The organism is Burkholderia sp. 22PA0099 (assembly GCF_047497165.1).
GTDB lineage: Bacteria > Pseudomonadota > Gammaproteobacteria > Burkholderiales > Burkholderiaceae > Burkholderia.
The window spans coordinates 341,982-359,515 of the sequence record NZ_CP163164.1 but is presented as its reverse complement, the minus strand read 5'-3'; the positions used below and the strand labels follow the sequence as shown (position 1 = coordinate 359,515).

Sequence of the window (17,534 nt, the reverse complement as noted above, 5' to 3'; positions counted from 1 at the left end):
CATTGCAATGCGCCCAATCTCTCGTCCAATTTGGCATGCAGGGGCTCGCGTTTGATCGACGATTTCAATCCCCATCCCCCATGTCGGCATCAAGCAACCCCATGTCGCGTTTACTACGCCCCCCGCCCCGCCCCCCGGACTACCCTCTGAAGGCTTGCTGCCCGACCCGTGCGCGGCCGCGCCGGGCGAAGCGCAGCACCAAGCCAGAGAGACAGGAGACGAAGCGATGAGCAGCAATCGAGGAGTCGTGTATCAGGGCCCGGGCAAGGTCGAAGTGCAGAACATCGACTATCCGAAGATGGTCGATCCGAGCGGGCGCAAGATCGGCCACGGCGTGATCCTGAAGGTCGTCAGCACGAACATTTGCGGCTCGGACCAGCACATGGTGCGCGGCCGCACGACGGCGCCGGTCGGCCTCGTGCTCGGCCACGAAATCACGGGCGAAGTGATCGAGCTGGGCGGCGACGTGGAAACGCTGAAGCTCGGCGACATCGTCACGGTGCCGTTCAACGTGGCCTGCGGGCGCTGCCCGATGTGCCGCGAGCAAAGCACGGGCGTGTGCCTGAACGTGAACCCGGCGCGCGCGGGCGGCGCGTACGGCTACGTGGACATGGGCGGCTGGATCGGCGGCCAGGCCGAGTACGTGCTGGTGCCGTACGCCGATTTCAACCTGATCAAGTTCCCGGACCGCGACCAGGCGATGGCGAAGATCCGCGATCTGACCTGCCTGTCCGACATCCTGCCCACCGGCTATCACGGCGCCGTCACGGCCGGCGTGAAGCCCGGCTCGACGGTGTATATCGCGGGCGCCGGCCCGGTGGGGATGGCTGCGGCGGCCTCGGCGCGCCTGCTCGGCGCGGCGGTGACGATCGTCGGCGACATGAACGCCGAGCGCCTCGAACACGCACGCAAGGTGGGCTTCGAAACGGTGGACCTGTCGAAGGACACGCCGCTGGGCGACCAGATCGCGGCGATCGTCGGCCGCCCCGAGATCGACTGCGCGGTGGATTGCGTGGGCTTCGAGGCGCATGGCCACGGTTCGGAAGGCAGCAACGAGGAAGCGCCGGCCACGGTGCTGAACTCGCTGATGGAAATCGTGCGTCCGGCCGGCGCGATCGGCATCCCGGGCCTGTACGTGACGGACGATCCGGGCGCGAAGGACGTGGCCGCCAAGCACGGCAGCCTGAGCATCCGCTTCGGCCTGGGCTGGGCGAAGTCGCACTCGTTCCATACCGGCCAGACGCCGGTGCTCAAGTACAACCGCAACCTGATGCAGGCGATCCTGTTCGACCGCCTGCCGATCGCGGATATCGTCAACGTGACGGTGATTTCGCTCGATCAGGCGCCGGAAGGCTATCGCAAGTTCGACGGGGGTGCGCCGCGCAAGTTCGTGATCGATCCGCACGGTCTGATCCCGGCTTGACGATCGGTTGAGGCCGCCAGGCCCGGAACCCGAGAGACACGGCCCGCGCTTCGGCGCGGGCCGTTTTCATTTTGGTTGCGCGCGCAAGCGCTTGTGAGAAAAGAGAACGGCCTCGGGCCGCAATCAGCCGAAATCGCGCGCCGCCAGCGCCTCGGCCGCCGCGGCCACGGGTGCCTGCCATTCCCCGAGCGTCGGCTGGCGGAACAGGCGCATGCTCGGATACCACGGCGTGTAGTCGACATGGTTGAGCCAGCGGCTGTCGCCCGCCTGCGAGAGCATCAGCCACACCGGCTTGCCGAGCGCGCCGGCCAGGTGCGCGACGCCGGTATCGATCGACACGAGCAGGTCCAGCCGGTCGAGCACGGCGGCCGTGTCGGCGAAGCTGTGCAGCGCGGGCGCGAGATCCACCACGCCGTGGCGAGCGACGGTTTCGCGTTCTGTATCGCTGAGTTCTCCTACCTGCAACGAATAGAAGCGGCAGCCCGGCTGATCAAGCAGCGGTGCCAGCGCATCGAGCGCGATCGAGCGGTACGGCTCGTGGCGCACGCCCGAATTGCTGCGCCACACCAGGCCGATGCGCGCGAGGCCCGGCGCGTCGAGCGCGTCGCGCACGCCATCGGGCAGCGCGGAGGCGGGCGGCGCGTCGAGATAGGGCGTATCGAAGCGTGGCGCGTGCGGCGTGCGCTGGTAGCGCGCGAACAGATTGAACAGCCAGGTCACGCAATCGCATTCGTCGGCGAGTGCGCCGATATGCGGGCCGCTTTCCCGCACGAAGCCGTCGTGGCGCAGCACGCCGCGCGCGGCGTCCACCACCTGCACGTCGACCGAGGCGGCGCCTTCTTCCTTCAGGCATTGCAGATAACGCGCATGCATGAACAGGTCGCCCGCGCCGCCTTCCATCATCACCAGCACGCGCTTGCCCTCGACCGGATCGTGATGGCCGAGGAATTTGCGCTCGGCCCATTCGAAGCTGCCGCCGTGGCCGGGATACAGCGTCTCGACGATGGTGCGCCGGTGCGGCGCGTCGCGCAGCTCGCGGTACAGCTGGTGCGCGTCGCGATAGCGGCCCTGGCCGAAGCGCGCGACGGTTTGCTCGAAGCGGACGATGTAGAGGTTCGGGTCGCCGGCCAGGCCGGCTTCGGCGCGCGTGAGCAGCGCGTCGGCGTCGGCGAAGCGGCCGAGGTAGTTCATCTCGATGCCGGCCAGCGCCTGCGCGAACGGCGTGCCGCTTTGGGTGGCGCCGGCTGCGGCGCGTTCGGCCTGCTCGAGCGCGGCCTCTGCGTGGCCGGCCTCGCGCAAACGGCGTGCGAGCGCCAGCGCGGCGTCGCCGTGGGGGGCGTTCAGGTAGGCGAGATAGGCGTTCGCCAGCGCGGCATCGTGTTGCACGTCCGGTCCTGGTGAGGCGGCGCGCCGCCGCCCGCGTCCGGCCGGGGCGGGAGCGTCAGGCGTGCAGCACGAGCGCCGGTTGCGATGCGCCGATCGGCAGCATCGGTTGCGCCAGCGGTGCGACCTGCTTGCGGCGTTCGCGGGTCGGCGCGGTGCCGAACGCATCGCGATAGCTCTTGCTGAAATGGCAGGCCGACTGGAAACCGCATGCCATTGTAATGTGCATGATCGACATATCCGTCTGCAGCAGCAGCTCGCGCGCGCGGCGCAGGCGCAGCGTCAGATAGTAATGCGTGGGGGTCATGCCGAGATGCTCGCGGAACAGGCGCTGCAACTGGCGTTGCGACATGTTCGCGAGCCGCGCCAGTTCCTCGCGCGAGAGCGGCTCCTCGATGTTGTTCTCCATCAGCGCGATCACCTCGAACAGCGATTTGTTCGCCGAGCCGAGCCGCGCGACGAGCGGCATGCGCTGTTGCGCGCTGGTATCGCGCACGTGTTCGACGATGAACTGCTCGGCGATCTGCGTGACGCGTGCCGTGCCGACGCGCGGCGCGATCAGGTTCAGCATCATGTCGAGCGGCGCCACGCCGCCCGTGCAGGTAATGCGGTCGCGGTCGATCACGAACAGCTCTTTCAGGAAGCGCGTGTCCGGGAATTCTTCCTTGAGCGCCGACATGTTCTCCCAATGAATCGCGCAGGCATAGCCCGACAGCAGGCCGGCCTTGGCCAGCGCGTAGGTGCCGGTGCACAGGCTGCCGAGCGCCACGCCCGCGCGCGCGAAGCGGCGCATCGTGACCAGATGCTCGGCCGTGGTGGCGCGCTGGACATCCACGCCGCCGCACACGAACACCACGTCCGGAATGCCCAGCGTCTCGGCCGGCGCGGTATCCACGCTCAGGCCGTTGCTTGCCGTGACCGGGCCGCCTCCCGGCGACACCACGGACCAGCGGTACAGCGTCTGGCCGCTCAGGTAGTTGGCCATCCTGAGCACTTCGATCGCGTTGGTGAACGCGATCATCGTGAAGTTGGGCAGGGGAACGAACGCGAAGTGAGACAGACTCGCGGTGCGGTCGGGGGACATGGGGCGTTCCTTGAATCGGGAATCGGCGCGCTGGGGGAACACGGCTCGGCTATTGTGGAATCCCGCGCAACAACCATGCCATACGGCTAAACCCTGATCGCACCGTGGGCCGGGCCTCGCAACGGATGGTGCGGCGCACCGCGGCGGGGATGCGCTGCACCGCGCCGGCTCGCGCCAGGCGCGGCCGGCACCGTGCCGGTGCCAGATCATGCGCGCTTTCGCGCGCCGCCTGCCTCGGTGCATACCCGTAGGCGGTTACCGGTCCGGAAACGACGGGCCGGCCGACTTGTACAAAACGGACGCGCATGTCGGAAAAGGCAAAGAAAGCGTCTGAATTCATCAATCGGCCAAAAATCCGAACGACAAGAATAGAGCCGTCGGCAGCCACTGCGAAAACCCGCCTCGATCCCTTGCAGGACGGGCCTTTCCCGGAAGCGCCAGCCGCCGGGATAACCCGCACGATCGCCCACACTACGCGCCATTCTGGAGAATCACATGAGCACGCTGCATCAGGACAGCATCATCATCGACGGCCTGAACATCTCGAAGTTCGATCGTTCGGTGTTCGAGGATATGCACAAGGGCGGCGTGACGGCCGCCAACTGCACCGTGTCGGTCTGGGACAGCTTCATCAAGACGGTCGACAACATCGGCACGATGAAGCAGGCGATCCGCGAGAACAGCGAACTGCTGACGTTGGTGCGCACCACCGACGACATCGCCCGCGCCAAGCGCGAAGGCAAGACCGGCGTGATCCTCGGCTTCCAGAATGCGCATGCGTTCGAAGACAACCTCTCGTACATCGAAGCGTTCGCCGACATGGGCGTGCGCGTGGTGCAGCTCTGCTACAACACGCAGAACCTGGTCGGCACCGGCTGCTACGAACGCGACGGCGGCCTGTCCGATTTCGGCCGCGAAGTGATCACCGAAATGAACCGCGTCGGCATCATGGTCGACCTCTCGCATGTGGGCGGCAATACGTCGTCCGAAGCGATCGCATTCTCGAAGAAGCCGGTCACGTATTCGCACTGCCTGCCCTCGGGCCTGAAGGAACACCCGCGCAACAAGAGCGACGCGCAACTGCGCGAGATCGCCGATGCCGGCGGCTTCGTGGGCGTGACGATGTTCGCCCCGTTCCTCAAGCGCGGCATCGACGCCACGATCGACGACTACATCGAGGCGATCGACTACGTGGTGAACCTGATCGGCGAGGACACGGTGGGCATCGGCACCGATTTCACGCAGGGCTACAGCACCGAATTCTTCGACATGCTCACGCACGACAAGGGCCGCTACCGCCGCCTGACCAATTTCGGCAAGGTCGTGAACCCGGAAGGAATCCGAACCATCGGCGAATTCCCGAACCTGACCGCGGCGATGGAAAAGGCCGGCTGGAAGGAATCGCGCATTCGCAAGATCATGGGCGAGAACTGGGTTCGCGTGTTCAAGGACGTCTGGGGCGCCTGATTCCGCGCCGGCCCCGGGCCGGCCCACCGCCATTCACTCAATCGATCCGCACCACGCGCCCGCTCCACGAGCCACGGCGCGCGGGCGAAGTCGCGCCCGAACCCGGGCGCCATGCCTCATCACGGAGTCAACGATGCAACCGCAACTGCCCATCGACGTCGATCCCAACACCGGTGTCTGGACCACCGACGCGCTGCCGATGCTGTACGTGCCGCGCCACTTCTTCACGAACAACCACGTTGCCGTGGAAGAAGCGCTGGGCCAGGACGCCTACGCCGAAATCCTCTACAAGGCCGGCTACAAGTCCGCCTACTACTGGTGCGACAAGGAAGCGCCGGCGCACGGCATCCAGGGCATGGCGGTGTTCGAGCACTACCTGAACCGCCTGTCGCAACGCGGCTGGGGCCTGTTCAGCATCATCGAGGCCGACCCGGTGAACGCGCGCGCCCGCATCGAGCTGCGCCATTCGTCGTTCGTGCTCCAGCAGCCGGAGAAGATCGGCAAGCTCTGCTACATGTTCGCGGGCTGGTTCGCCGGCGCGATGGACTGGGTCAACGACACCACGCCGGAAGGCAAGGGCGCGCCGCGCGCGTTCTCGACCGAAGCGCATTGCGCCGGCGAACACCATGACCACCACGGCCATTGCGTGTTCGAAGTGTCGCCGATCGCTGCCTGATTCATACCCGATACCAATACGACAGAGCCCGCCAGAGGTCGCCCCCAATGCGTTACCCGAACCTGTTCAAGCCCATGACGCTCAACCAGCTGACCTTGCGAAACCGCATCGTCAGCACCGCGCACGCCGAGGTGTACGCGGAGCCGGGCGGCCTGCCGGGAGACCGGTACATCCGTTACTACGAGGAGAAGGCGAAAGGCGGCGTCGGCCTCGCGATCTGCGGCGGCTCCAGCCCGGTATCGGTCGACAGCCCGCAAGGCTGGTGGAAGTCGGTCAACCTGTCGACCGACAAGATCATCGATCCGCTCACGCGCCTGGCCGACACGATGCACCAGCACGGCGCGAAGATCATGATCCAGGCCACCCACATGGGCCGCCGCTCGTCGTTCCATGGCGAGCACTGGCCGCACCTGATGTCGCCGTCGGGCGTGCGCGAGCCGGTGCACCGCGGCAACGCGAAGATCATCGAGATCGAGGAAATCCGCCGCATCATCGGCGATTTCGCGGCCGCCGCGAAGCGCGTGCAGGCCGCCGGCATGGACGGCATCGAAATCTCGGCCGCCCACCAGCACCTGATCGACCAGTTCTGGAGCAAGCGCTCGAACCACCGCACCGACGAATGGGGCGGCAGCCTCGAGAACCGCCTGCGCTTCGGCATCGAAGTGCTGACGGCCGTGCGCGAGGCGGTGGGCAAGGATTTCTGCGTCGGCCTGCGCATGTGCGGCGACGAATTCCACGAGGATGGCCTCGATCACGAAGCGCTCAAGGAAATCGCCCAGGCGATGTCCGAGACGGGCCTGATCGATTACCTGAGCGTGGTCGGCTCGGGCGGCGACACCCACAACACGATCGCCAACTGCATGCCGCCGATGGCGCTGCCGCCGGAACCGTTCGTCCACCTCGCGGCCGGCATCAAGTCGGTCGTGAAGATCCCGGTGATGCACGCGCAGAGCATTCGCGACGCGGGCCAGGCCGAGCGCCTGCTGGCCACCGGCATGATCGACCTGGTCGGCATGACGCGCGCGCAGATCGCCGATCCGCACATGGTGATCAAGATCCGCGACGGCCGCGAAGACGAAATCAAGCAGTGCGTGGGCGCGAACTACTGCATCGACCGCCAGTACAACGGCCTCGACGTGCTGTGCATCCAGAACGCGGCCACCTCGCGCGAATCGACGATGCCGCACATCGTCGAGAAGTCGCGCGGCCCGAAGCGCAAGGTGGTGGTGGTGGGCGCCGGCCCGGCCGGCCTGGAAGCGGCGCGCGTGGCGAAGCTGCGCGGCCACGAGGTGGTGCTGTTCGAGAAGAACGCGGAAGTGGGCGGGCAGGTGATGATCGCGGCGAAGGCGCCGCAACGCGAACAGATGTCGGGGATCATCCGCTGGTTCGACATGGAAACCAAGCGCCTCGGCGTGGACCGCCGCCTCGGCGTGGCCGCCGACGAGAAGATGATCATGGCCGAGAAGCCGGACATCGTGGTGCTGGCCACGGGCGGCTCCAGCTTCACCTGGCAGGTGCCGGGCTGGGGCGTGGACGAAGGCCTGGCGGTCAGCTCGTGGGACATCCTGAACGGCAAGGTCGAGCCGAAGAAGAACGTGCTGCTGTTCGACGGCGTGAGCACCCATGCCGGCGCGGGCGTGGCCGACTTCATGGCGAGCCGCGGCTCGCAAGTGGAGATCGTCACGCCGGACGTGAAGGTGGCCGACGATTGCGGCGGCACGACGTTCCCGATCTTCTACCGCCGGCTGTATGCGTTCGGCGTGATTCATACGCCGAACACCATGCTCGATCGCGTGTACGTGGAAGACGGCAAGACGATCGCCGTGCTGCGCAACGAATACACGGAAGAGCAGGAAGAACGCGTGGTCGATCAGGTGGTGGTCGAGAACGGTTCGTCGCCGAACGACGAACTGTACTGGAAGCTCAAGCCCGAATCGCTGAACCGCGGCCAGATCGATCCGCACACGCTGTTCGCGTCCGAGCCGCAGCCGTGCCTGTCGGAACAACTCGGCAACGGCCGCTTCCTGCTGTTCCGCGTCGGCGATTGCATCTCGATGCACAACGTCCACGGCGCGATCTACGACTCGTTGCGTCTCGTGAAGGACTTCTGACGATGAATCCGGCTTTCATGATTACCGCCCTGCTGTGGCTGTCGGTGGCGGGGCTTGCGTTCGCCGTCGCGAAGCGCTCGGCATTCTGGCGCGTGGGCCGGGCCACCGCGCCCGGCGCGTTCGGCATCGGCCATTTATTTACCATCCCGAAGCGTTATTTCGTCGACCTGCACCATGTGGTGGCCCGCGACCCGTACATCGCCAAGACCCACGTGGCGACGGCGGGCGGCGCGATCGGCGCGATGGCGCTGGTGTTCGTCAACTACGGCCTGGCGATCTACTCGCCGTGGCTCGACAAGCTGATCCTGCTGGCCTCGCTCGCGATGCTGGTGGGCGCGGTGTTCGTGTGGCGCCGCCGTGCGGCGAAGAACGTGCCGGCGCGCCTGTCGCGCGGCCCGTGGAATACGCTGCCCTGGCTGCTCGGCTCGTTCGCGTTCGGCCTCGCGCTGTACGCGGTGGTGCCGGCCAGCGCGATGTCGGGCGCGGTGGCCGTGCTCTGCGCGGTGCTGATCGCGATCGGCGCGTTCGCCATGACGTTCGGCGCGGCGCGCGGCGGCCCGATGAAGCACGCCATCGCCGGCCTGCTGCATCTGGCGTTCCACCCGCGTCAGGAACGCTTCGCGGCGAGCCGCGAGAGCTTCACCGGCAACGGCACGGCCGTGCCGCCCACGGCGCTCAAGCTGCCCGATATCGAGCAGCAGGAATACGGTGTCGGCAAGCCGGTGGAATTCCGCTGGAACCAGTTGTTGAGCTTCGATGCCTGCGTGCAGTGCGGCAAGTGCGAAGCCGCCTGCCCGGCGTTCGCCTCCGGCCAGCCGCTGAACCCGAAGAAGCTGATTCAGGATCTGGTGACCGGCATGGCCGGCGGCACCGACGCAGCCTACGCCGGCAGCCCGACGCCCGGCATCGCGGTGGGCCGCCACGGCGGCGAGCCGAACGGGCCGATCGTCTCGGGCCTGATCGAAGCCGACACGCTGTGGTCGTGCACCACCTGCCGCGCCTGCGTGCAGGAGTGCCCGATGCTGATCGAGCATGTGGACGCGATCGTCGACATGCGCCGCAACCAGACGCTGGTGCACGGCACGGTGCCGGGCAAGGGCGCGGAAACCATCGCGAACCTGCGCGAAACCGGCACGATGGGCGGCTTCGACACGGCGGCGCGCTACGACTGGTCGGTGGACCTGCAAGCGCCGGTGGCCCAGCCGGGCCGCCCGGTGGACGTGCTGATCGTGGCCGGCGAAGGCGCGTTCGACATGCGTTACCAGCGCACGCTGCGGGCCTTCATCAAGGTGCTGAACAAGGCCGGCGTGGATTACGCGGTGCTCGGCCGCGCCGAAACCGATACCGGCGACACGGCGCGCCGGCTCGGCGACGAAGCCACGTTCCAGCAGATGGCCAAGCGCCTGATCGGCACGCTCGACGCGCTGTCGTTCAAGCAGATCGTGACGGCCGATCCGCACGTGATGCACAGCCTGCGCAACGAATACCGCGCGCTCGGCGCGCGCTACACGGTCAAGCATCACACGGCGTTCGTGGCCGAGCTGGCCGAGGCGGGCCGCATCACGCCGAAGGCCAACGAGGCGCTGCGCGAGAAAAAGATCACGTATCACGACCCGTGCTACCTGGGCCGCTACAACGGCGAAATCGAAGCGCCGCGCAAGCTGCTCAAGACGATCGGCATCCAGGTGGTGGAGATGGAACGCAACGGCATGCGCGGGCGCTGCTGCGGCGGTGGCGGCGGTGCGCCGCTGACCGACATCCCCGGCAAGCAGCGGATTCCGGATATCCGCATCGCGGACGCGCGCGCCATCGGCGCCGACGTGGTCGCGGTGGGTTGCCCGAACTGCACGGCGATGCTCGAAGGCGTGGTCGGCCCGCGCCCCGACGTGCTCGATGTCGCCGAACTCGTCGCCGCCTCGCTGGAGTGAATCGATGAACACCCTCAAACGTATCGATCCGCGCCGGCCCTTCGTGGTCACGCCGGCCGGACTCAAGCGCATCACGCTGGGCGAGGTGGGCGGGGCCGGCGGCAACGTCGCGCTCTGGACCGGCCACGCGCACCACGATGCGCCGAAGCCCAAACGCAGCGTGGAAGCCGCCGAGCATGTGCTGCTGGTGGTGGGCCACCCGGAGCGCGGTTCGCTCGACGATCACACGCGCCAGGTGGTGGCCGCCGCCGCGCTGCTGGCCGACGCGCGCAGCGAAGTGGTGCTGCTGTCGTTCGGTGAACTGAAGGACGAGATCGCCGAACTCGGCATCGACAAGCTGATCGAGCTGCCCGGTTTCGACCGGCGCGGCTTCGCGCCCGATACCGAGCTTCAGGCGCTGCTGGCCTGCGCCGCCGCGCTGGCGCCGCGCCATGTGCTGGTGCCCGACAATGCCACCGGCGACGGCGACCTCGGCCGCCGCTACGCCGCCGCGCTCGGCGCGAGCGTGGCCGCGCAGGTGGTGGAGATCGACGCGAAGCACGTGGGCGTGTACGCCGACGCCAAACGCCAGTTCTGCACGCGGGCCTTGCCCGACGTGGTGCTGCTCGCGCCGAACGCGGTCGAACCGAAGCTGCCGTTCGTCGGGGCCGGCGAGCGGCTTGCCGCGCCGTTCGCGATCGGCACGGCCGGCGCCGCCAACGGCTATCGCGATCTCGGCATGGAAGAACTCGACGCCGCGCAAGTGGCGCTCGAAGAGGCCGATTTCATCGTGTCGGCCGGCAACGGCGTGACCGACGTGGGCGCGTTCGAGACGCTGGCCGGCGTGTTCGGCGCGGCGATCGGCGCGAGCCGCGTGGCGGTGGACAACGGGCACTTCACGCGCGACAAGCAGGTGGGCGCGACCGGCAAGACGGTCGAGGCCAGCCTCTACATCGCGTTCGGCATTTCCGGCGCGGTCCAGCATTTGCAAGGTATCAAGGACTGCCGACATGTGATCGCCGTGAACCTCGACGCCAGCGCGCCGATCGCCAAGCGCGCGAACCTCACGGTGGTGGGCGATGCGCAGGCGACCATCGCCGCGCTGATCGAACAAGTGAACGCCGCACGCGCGGCACGCGGCCGTGCGAGCGAGCACGGTGCGCGGCATCTGGAAGGAGTGGCCGCATGAACGCCCCCCGCAAACTGTCGCGAATCGCGGTGCTGGTGTCGGTGGGCCGGCACCCGGTCAGCGGCGCGCCGCGCTACAGCCGCAACGACGCGGCCGCGCTCGAACTGGGCCGCACGCTGGCCGGCGAGCACGGCGCGCAACTCGAAGTGCTGCATGCCGGCGACCCGAACGATCCGGCGCTGGCCGATTATCTGGCGCTCGGCGCACGCAAGGTCGAGGTGATCGCATGCCGCCCCGGCGACGACACGGTCGCGGCGCTGGCGGGCCGCCTGGCCGGGGTGGACCTGGTGCTGACCGGCACGCGTGCCGAAGGCGCGTTCGATACCGGCCTGCTGCCGTATCAGGTGGCCGCGAAGCTCGACTACCGGCTGGCCGGCACGGCCGTCGATATCGAGGTGCGCAACGGCGAAGCTGTGATCCGGCAATTCCTGCCGAAGGGCCTGCGCCGCAAGGCGGCCGTGATGCTGCCCGCGGTGGTGGCCGTACATCCGCTCGCCAACGCGCAGCCGCGTTACGCCTACGCGCGCCAGCGCGCCGGCAGCGTGGTGCCGGTGCCGGCCGAAGCGGTGGCGGCGAGCGCCGAATCGGCCGATTTCGCGGCCTGGAAAACAGCGCCGACCGAACGCAAACCCGTCAAGCTGGTGGCCGCCGAGAAGCGCTCGGGACATGCCCGGATGCTGTCCGCAACCACGACCGAAAGCCGCGGCGGCAACGTCGTAAATGAAGGGAGTTCGGTCGAAAAAGCACAAGTGATCCTGGCGTATTTGCGCGAGCATCAACTGATCGATTACTGAATCGCTGACCCTTTGTCAGTCGGCGGGAACCAAGCATAGAGTCCGGAGCAAACGATGAATCAAACGGTAGATATTCGCGCGCTGGTGGAGCGCCGCAAAGCGGGTTACAGCCTGGAGGCCCCGTTCTACCTGAGCGAGGAGATTTTCCAGCTCGATATGGACGCGATCTTCCGCAAGCACTGGATTCAGGTCGCGATCGAGCCGGATGTGCCGGAACCGGGCGACTACGTGACCGTGGAACTCGGCAGCGATTCGATCCTGATCGTGCGCGACGACGACATGGAAATCCGTGCGTTCCATAACGTCTGCCGCCACCGCGGTGCGCGCCTTTGCAACGAAGACAAAGGCTCGGTCGGCAACATCGTCTGCCCGTACCACAGCTGGACCTACAACCTGACCGGCGCGCTGATGTTCGCCGAGCACATGGGCGAGAAGTTCGACCGCTGCAAGCACAGCCTGAAATCGGTGCATCTGCAGAACCTCGGCGGCCTGCTGTTCGTCTGCCTGGCCGACGAGCCGCCGGCCGACTTCGAGAACCTGCGCGCCGCGATGGAGCCGTACCTGCTGCCGCACGATCTGCCGAACACGAAGATCGCCGCGCAGATCGACATCATCGAGGAAGGCAACTGGAAGCTGACGATGGAGAACAACCGCGAGTGCTACCACTGCGTCGCGAACCATCCGGAGCTGACCATTTCGTTGTACGAATATGGCTTCGGCTATCAGCCGTCGCCCGCCACCGCCGAAGGCATGGCCGCGTTCGAGCAGACCTGCGAAACGCGCGAGAAGCAATGGGCCGAGCTGGGCCTGCCGTCGGTCGAGGTCGAGCAGTTGCTCGACGTCACCGGCTTCCGCACCCAGCGCCTGCCGCTCGATCGCGCCGGCGAATCGCAAACGCTCGACGCCAAGGCCGCATCGAAGAAGCTGCTCGGCGAATTCGAACGCGCCGACCTCGGCGGCCTGTCGTTCTGGACCCAGCCGAACTCGTGGCACCACTTCATGGCCGATCACATCGTGACGTTCTCGGTGATCCCGCTGTCGGCCGGCAAGACGCTGGTGCGCACCAAGTGGCTGGTTCAGAAGGACGCGAAGGAAGGCATCGACTACGACGTGAAGAACCTCACGGCCGTGTGGAACGCCACCAACGACCAGGATCGCGCGCTCGTGGAATTCTCGCAGCGCGGCGCATCGAGCAGCGCCTACGAACCGGGCCCGTACTCGCCGTTCACGGAAGGCCTGGTCGAGAAATTCTCGGCGTGGTACATCGGCCGCATGGCCGCGCACCTCGGCGCTTGACGGCCGCTACCCCAGCACACACCCAGCACGGACAGGACAGGCGGAGCAAGAGATGATGCGAGATGCCGCGAATTTCGAACCGGTAGACAGCCGCGTGACGCAGCCCGATTTCTGGAAGGCGTTGCCCGAACTCTGGACGAGCGACGTCGAGGAAACACTGATCTGCTGCCATGTGCGGCAGGAAACGCACGACGTGCGGAGCTTCTTTTTCCGCTCGCCGTCAGGGCGCACGTTCGCGTTCGAGCCGGGCCAGTTCGTCACGCTCGAACTCGATATCGACGGCGAGACGATCAACCGCTGCTACACGATTTCGTCGTCGCCGGCGCGGCCGCACACGCTGTCGATCACGGTCAAGCGCGTGCCGGGCGGCAAGGTGTCGAACTGGCTGCACGACAACCTCCAGGCCGGCGCATCGGTGCGCGTGCTCGGCCCGGCCGGGGAATTCACCTGCGCGCGCCACCCCGCGCGCAAGTTCCTGTTCCTGTCGGCCGGCTCGGGCATCACCCCGCTGATGTCGATGAGCCGCGCGCACTACGATCTGGCCGAGGATCGCGACATCGTGTTCGTGCACAGCGCACGCACGCCGGACGACATCATCTTCCCGCGCGAGATCGACATGATCGCGTCGAGCCAGAACAACTTCCGCACCGCGTTCGTCTGCGAACGCGTAGGAAGCCGAACCAACTGGCCGGGCGTGACGGGTTACCTGTCGCTGCCGCTGCTCAAGCTGATCGCGCCGGATTTCATGGAGCGAGAGATCTTCACCTGCGGCCCCGCGCCGTACATGAAGGCGGTGCGCGACCTGCTCGACGAGGCCGGCTTCGACCGCCAGCAGTATCACGAGGAAAGCTTCTCGTTCGAAACCATGCTCGACGAGGCCGCGCCCGAAACCGTGGAAACGCTGGTCGAGGAAGGCGTGCCGGTGCCGGAAACCACGCACTATGCGGTCAGCTTCGCCAAGAGCCATCGCGAGATCGCCTGCGGCGCCGACCAGACCGTGCTCGACGCGGCGCGTCAGGCGGGGGTGCGTTTGCCGTCGTCGTGCTCGCAGGGCATGTGCGGCACCTGCAAGGTCAAGCTGGTGTCGGGGCAGGTGGACATGAAGCACAACGGCGGGATTCGCCAGCGCGAAATCGACAACGGCATGGTGCTGCTGTGCTGCAGCAGGCCGCTGTCCGATCTCGTGGTGGACAAGTAAGTAGGGCGAGGCTACGCAGCCGGCAACACCCCACGTCGCTTATCGACAAGGACGTGTCGGAAAACGACGATACCGATGAATTGTGGCTGCGGAACCTAGAGAGACCCACAAGGCGTGCAACGTCGCGCCAATGACCACCCCAAGGAGATCGACCATGAAATTCATCGCAAAACTGGCCTGGTGCGGGGCCTTTGCCGCGCTGTTGACGGCCGCCGCCCCCTCCGCCTTCGCCGACACGAAGCCCACCATCAAGATCGGCTACGTGGAAGGGTGGGACGACAGCGTCGGCACCTCGAACGTCGCCGCCCAGATCATCGAGAAGAAGCTCGGCTACCCGGTGCAGCTCGTGCCGGTGGCGGCAGGCGTGATGTGGCAGGGCGTGGCGCGCGGCGACCTCGACGCGACGCTGTCGGCCTGGCTGCCGGTGACGCACGGCGCGTACTGGGATCAGTTCAAGACCAAGGTCGTCGACCTCGGCGTGAACTACCCGGGTGCGAAGATCGGCCTGATCGTGCCGACCTACGTGAAGGCGAAGAGCATCGCCGATCTCGAAGCCGAGAAGGCCGATTTCGCCGGCCGCATCGTCGGCATCGATGCCGGCGCCGGCGTGATGCGCAAGACGGACGACGCGATCAAGGCCTACGGCCTGTCGTACACCCTGATGGCCAGCTCGGGCAGCGCCATGACCGCCGAACTGGCGCGCGCCGAAAACGCCAAGAAGCCGATCATCGTGACGGGCTGGGTGCCGCACTGGATGTTCGCGAAGTGGGACCTGCGCTTCCTCGACGATCCGAAGAAGGTGTTCGGCGAAGCCGAGCACGTCGACAGCGTGGCGAACCCCGGCCTCGAAACCAAGGCCAAGCCGGTGGTGGCGTTCCTGAAGAAGTTCCAGTGGAAGGCCGGCGAACTCGACTCGGTGATGCTGGCGATCCAGGGCGGTGCGAAGCCGGATGCGGCGGCCACGCAGTGGATCTCGCAACACGGCGACCGCGTCAAGAGCTGGACCGACGGCGCGCAGTAATCGCCTGAAAACGGTAAGGCAGTGTTTGTAGTCAAGACTGCGAAGTAAAAATGCCCGTCCGATCTCAGGTTGGACGGGCATTGTTTTTGATAAAAACAGCTTGTTTCAAGGGGTTTGGTGAAAGCTTGGTTACACTGTTTCCCTTGAGACGGATCTTGAGAGGAGGTGCTGGATGGGTCAGACAGAGCTGCGAACACGCAGCACGCACGAGGTCGACAAGACGCGCTCACACGAACAGGAAGGCCGTTCGCTGCATCGCGGCCTCAGTTGGAAAGATGCTTTCTGGGTGACCAGCGGCGTGCCGGCCGGGGTGCTCTTCACGATCGGCGGCGTGTGCGCCACGATCGGCCAACCGGCGTGGGCCATCTGGATCGGCGCGATCACGATGGGGCTGCTCCAGAGCGCGACTTATGCGGAAATATCGGGGCTATTTCCACATAAATCGGGCGGCGCGTCGGTGTATGGCGCGATCGGCTGGGTGCGGTACAGCAAGATGATTGCCCCGGTGTCGGTGTGGTGCAACTGGCTCGCCTGGTCGCCCATGCTCGCGCTCGGCTGCGGCCTTGCCGCCAGCTATGCGCTCACGTCGCTGTTTCCGGCCGACGCCGCGATCCAGCACTGGCAGTTCACCGTCGCCAACCTCGGCTTCATCAAGCCGGGCCTCACGTTGCGGATCAACGCCACGTTCGTGATCGCCGCGATCCTGCTGCTGATCACGTTCCGCCTGCAGCACAGCGGCGCATCGGCCGCCGCGAAAACCCAGCGCATCCTCGGCATCGCGTCGCTCACGCCGCTGCTGATCGTCGGCATCGTGCCGTTCGTGACGGGCGACGTGCCGATGTCGCACTTGTTGCCGTTGCTGCCGCTCGGTCACGACGCCAACGGCCATCTCACGGCCGCCACGTTCGGCAGTTGGAACGGGCAGGGCGTGGTGATGGCGCTCGGCGCGATGTTCATGGCCGGTTGGGCCTCCTACGGGTTCGAAACGGCGGTGTGCTACACGCGCGAATTCCGCGACCCGGCCCGCGACACGGCCAAGGCGATCTTCTGGTCCGGCGCGCTGTGCCTGGTGGTGATGACGCTGGTGCCGCTCGCGTTCCAGGGCGCGCTCGGCACCAGCGCGATGCTCGACCCGAAGATCGGCGACGGCACCGGCGTGGCGGCCGCGATGGCGAAGATGGTGGGTGGCGGGGTGTGGGTGGCGAACGCGATCGTGGTGATGCTGATGCTGTCGATCCTGCTGATCGTGATGACCTCGATGATGGGTTCGTCGCGCACGCTCTATCAGGCTTCCGTCGATGGCTGGCTGCCGCGCTATCTCTCGCATGTCAACGAGCACGGCGCGCCCACGCGCGCGATGTGGACCGATCTCGGCTTCAACCTGGTGTTGCTGATGATGTCGGATTACATGACGGTGCTGTCGATCTCGAACGTCTGCTACATGATCTTCGTATTCCTGAATTTGCAGTCGGGCTGGATCCATCGCATGGATCGCGGCAACTGGAAGCGGCCGTTCCGCTGCCCGACCTGGCTGCTGGTGGCAGGGTCGATCTGCGGGTATCTGAACCTCGTCTATGTGGGCGCGGGGGCGAACCTGCAGGGCGAGGGCACGCTGCGCAACGGCATCATCGCGATGCTGCTGATCGTGCCGGTGTTCGTCTATCGCCATTACTGGCAGGATCGCGGGCGCTTCCCGAAGCAGATGCAGCAGGACATGGAATTGGCCGTGCCGAAGCGGCATCCGATATACGAGGCGCTGCCGTTCGTGGCGTTGATCGCGGCGGCGCTGATCGTGGCGATTTCGTATCACCTGGCCTGGCGATGAGGTAGCCGCGGCGGGGTGATGCCGGAACAACGCAGGACCGCAGGACCACGGGGCCGCCGATCAGCGGCCCTTTTTCTTACAGTTGCATTCGCAACACTTCCTTTCAAATCTCCCTGTTCCTTTCCGAATCGAAAGCATTCCGGACGAAAAAGATTCGAAA

13 protein-coding genes are annotated in these 17,534 nt (G+C 66.5%); 11 read left to right on the top strand and 2 right to left on the bottom strand.

Going from position 1 to position 17,534, the window contains the following annotated elements:
* The first annotated feature begins 226 nt into the window (after positions 1-226).
* Positions 227-1,423, top strand: a complete 1,197-nt coding sequence (fdhA, locus tag AB4851_RS01620; RefSeq protein ID WP_414441300.1) for a formaldehyde dehydrogenase, glutathione-independent — start codon at positions 227-229, stop codon at positions 1,421-1,423.
* Positions 1,424-1,546: 123 nt separating this feature from the next.
* Here the strand turns inward: fdhA and AB4851_RS01615 are convergent, their stop codons facing one another.
* Both AB4851_RS01615 and AB4851_RS01610 read right to left on the bottom strand, forming a co-directional pair.
* Positions 1,547-2,809, bottom strand: a complete 1,263-nt coding sequence (locus AB4851_RS01615; protein ID WP_414448147.1) for a glycosyltransferase family 9 protein — start codon at positions 2,807-2,809, stop codon at positions 1,547-1,549.
* A gap of 55 nt (positions 2,810-2,864) precedes the next feature.
* Entirely contained in the window at positions 2,865-3,890 is a 1,026-nt protein-coding gene (locus AB4851_RS01610) for a GlxA family transcriptional regulator (protein WP_414441302.1), read from the bottom strand.
* A 495-nt stretch (positions 3,891-4,385) separates the two neighbouring features.
* Here AB4851_RS01610 and AB4851_RS01605 point away from each other — a divergent pair, with 495 nt between their 5' ends.
* From AB4851_RS01605 to AB4851_RS01560, 10 genes are all read left to right on the top strand, one after another.
* Positions 4,386-5,357 (top strand): dipeptidase, encoded by a 972-nt coding sequence (locus AB4851_RS01605; protein WP_414441303.1) that lies wholly within the window; start codon positions 4,386-4,388, stop codon positions 5,355-5,357.
* A 133-nt stretch (positions 5,358-5,490) separates the two neighbouring features.
* Entirely contained in the window at positions 5,491-6,033 is a 543-nt protein-coding gene (locus AB4851_RS01600) for a DUF5943 domain-containing protein (protein ID WP_206125783.1), read from the top strand.
* A 47-nt stretch (positions 6,034-6,080) separates the two neighbouring features.
* Positions 6,081-8,144 (top strand): FAD-dependent oxidoreductase, encoded by a 2,064-nt coding sequence (locus AB4851_RS01595; RefSeq protein WP_414448146.1) that lies wholly within the window; start codon positions 6,081-6,083, stop codon positions 8,142-8,144.
* A gap of 2 nt (positions 8,145-8,146) precedes the next feature.
* Positions 8,147-10,072: a (Fe-S)-binding protein gene (locus AB4851_RS01590; protein WP_414448145.1), complete on the top strand. Its 1,926-nt coding sequence runs from the start codon at positions 8,147-8,149 to the stop codon at positions 10,070-10,072.
* Positions 10,073-10,076: 4 nt separating this feature from the next.
* On the top strand, positions 10,077-11,240 hold the full coding sequence (locus tag AB4851_RS01585) for an electron transfer flavoprotein subunit alpha/FixB family protein (protein ID WP_414448144.1): 1,164 nt from the start codon (positions 10,077-10,079) through the stop codon (positions 11,238-11,240).
* Positions 11,237-12,034 (top strand): electron transfer flavoprotein subunit beta/FixA family protein, encoded by a 798-nt coding sequence (locus tag AB4851_RS01580; protein WP_414448143.1) that lies wholly within the window; start codon positions 11,237-11,239, stop codon positions 12,032-12,034. Before AB4851_RS01585 ends, AB4851_RS01580 begins: the two co-directional genes overlap by 4 nt.
* A 54-nt stretch (positions 12,035-12,088) precedes the next feature.
* Positions 12,089-13,330: an aromatic ring-hydroxylating oxygenase subunit alpha gene (locus tag AB4851_RS01575; protein ID WP_414441308.1), complete on the top strand. Its 1,242-nt coding sequence runs from the start codon at positions 12,089-12,091 to the stop codon at positions 13,328-13,330.
* Between the two features lie 52 nt (positions 13,331-13,382).
* Positions 13,383-14,528 (top strand): 2Fe-2S iron-sulfur cluster-binding protein, encoded by a 1,146-nt coding sequence (locus AB4851_RS01570; RefSeq protein WP_414448142.1) that lies wholly within the window; start codon positions 13,383-13,385, stop codon positions 14,526-14,528.
* A gap of 154 nt (positions 14,529-14,682) precedes the next feature.
* Entirely contained in the window at positions 14,683-15,549 is an 867-nt protein-coding gene (locus AB4851_RS01565) for a glycine betaine ABC transporter substrate-binding protein (protein ID WP_414441310.1), read from the top strand.
* Positions 15,550-15,721: 172 nt separating this feature from the next.
* Positions 15,722-17,374: an APC family permease gene (locus AB4851_RS01560; protein WP_414448141.1), complete on the top strand. Its 1,653-nt coding sequence runs from the start codon at positions 15,722-15,724 to the stop codon at positions 17,372-17,374.
* Positions 17,375-17,534: the final 160 nt, after the last annotated feature.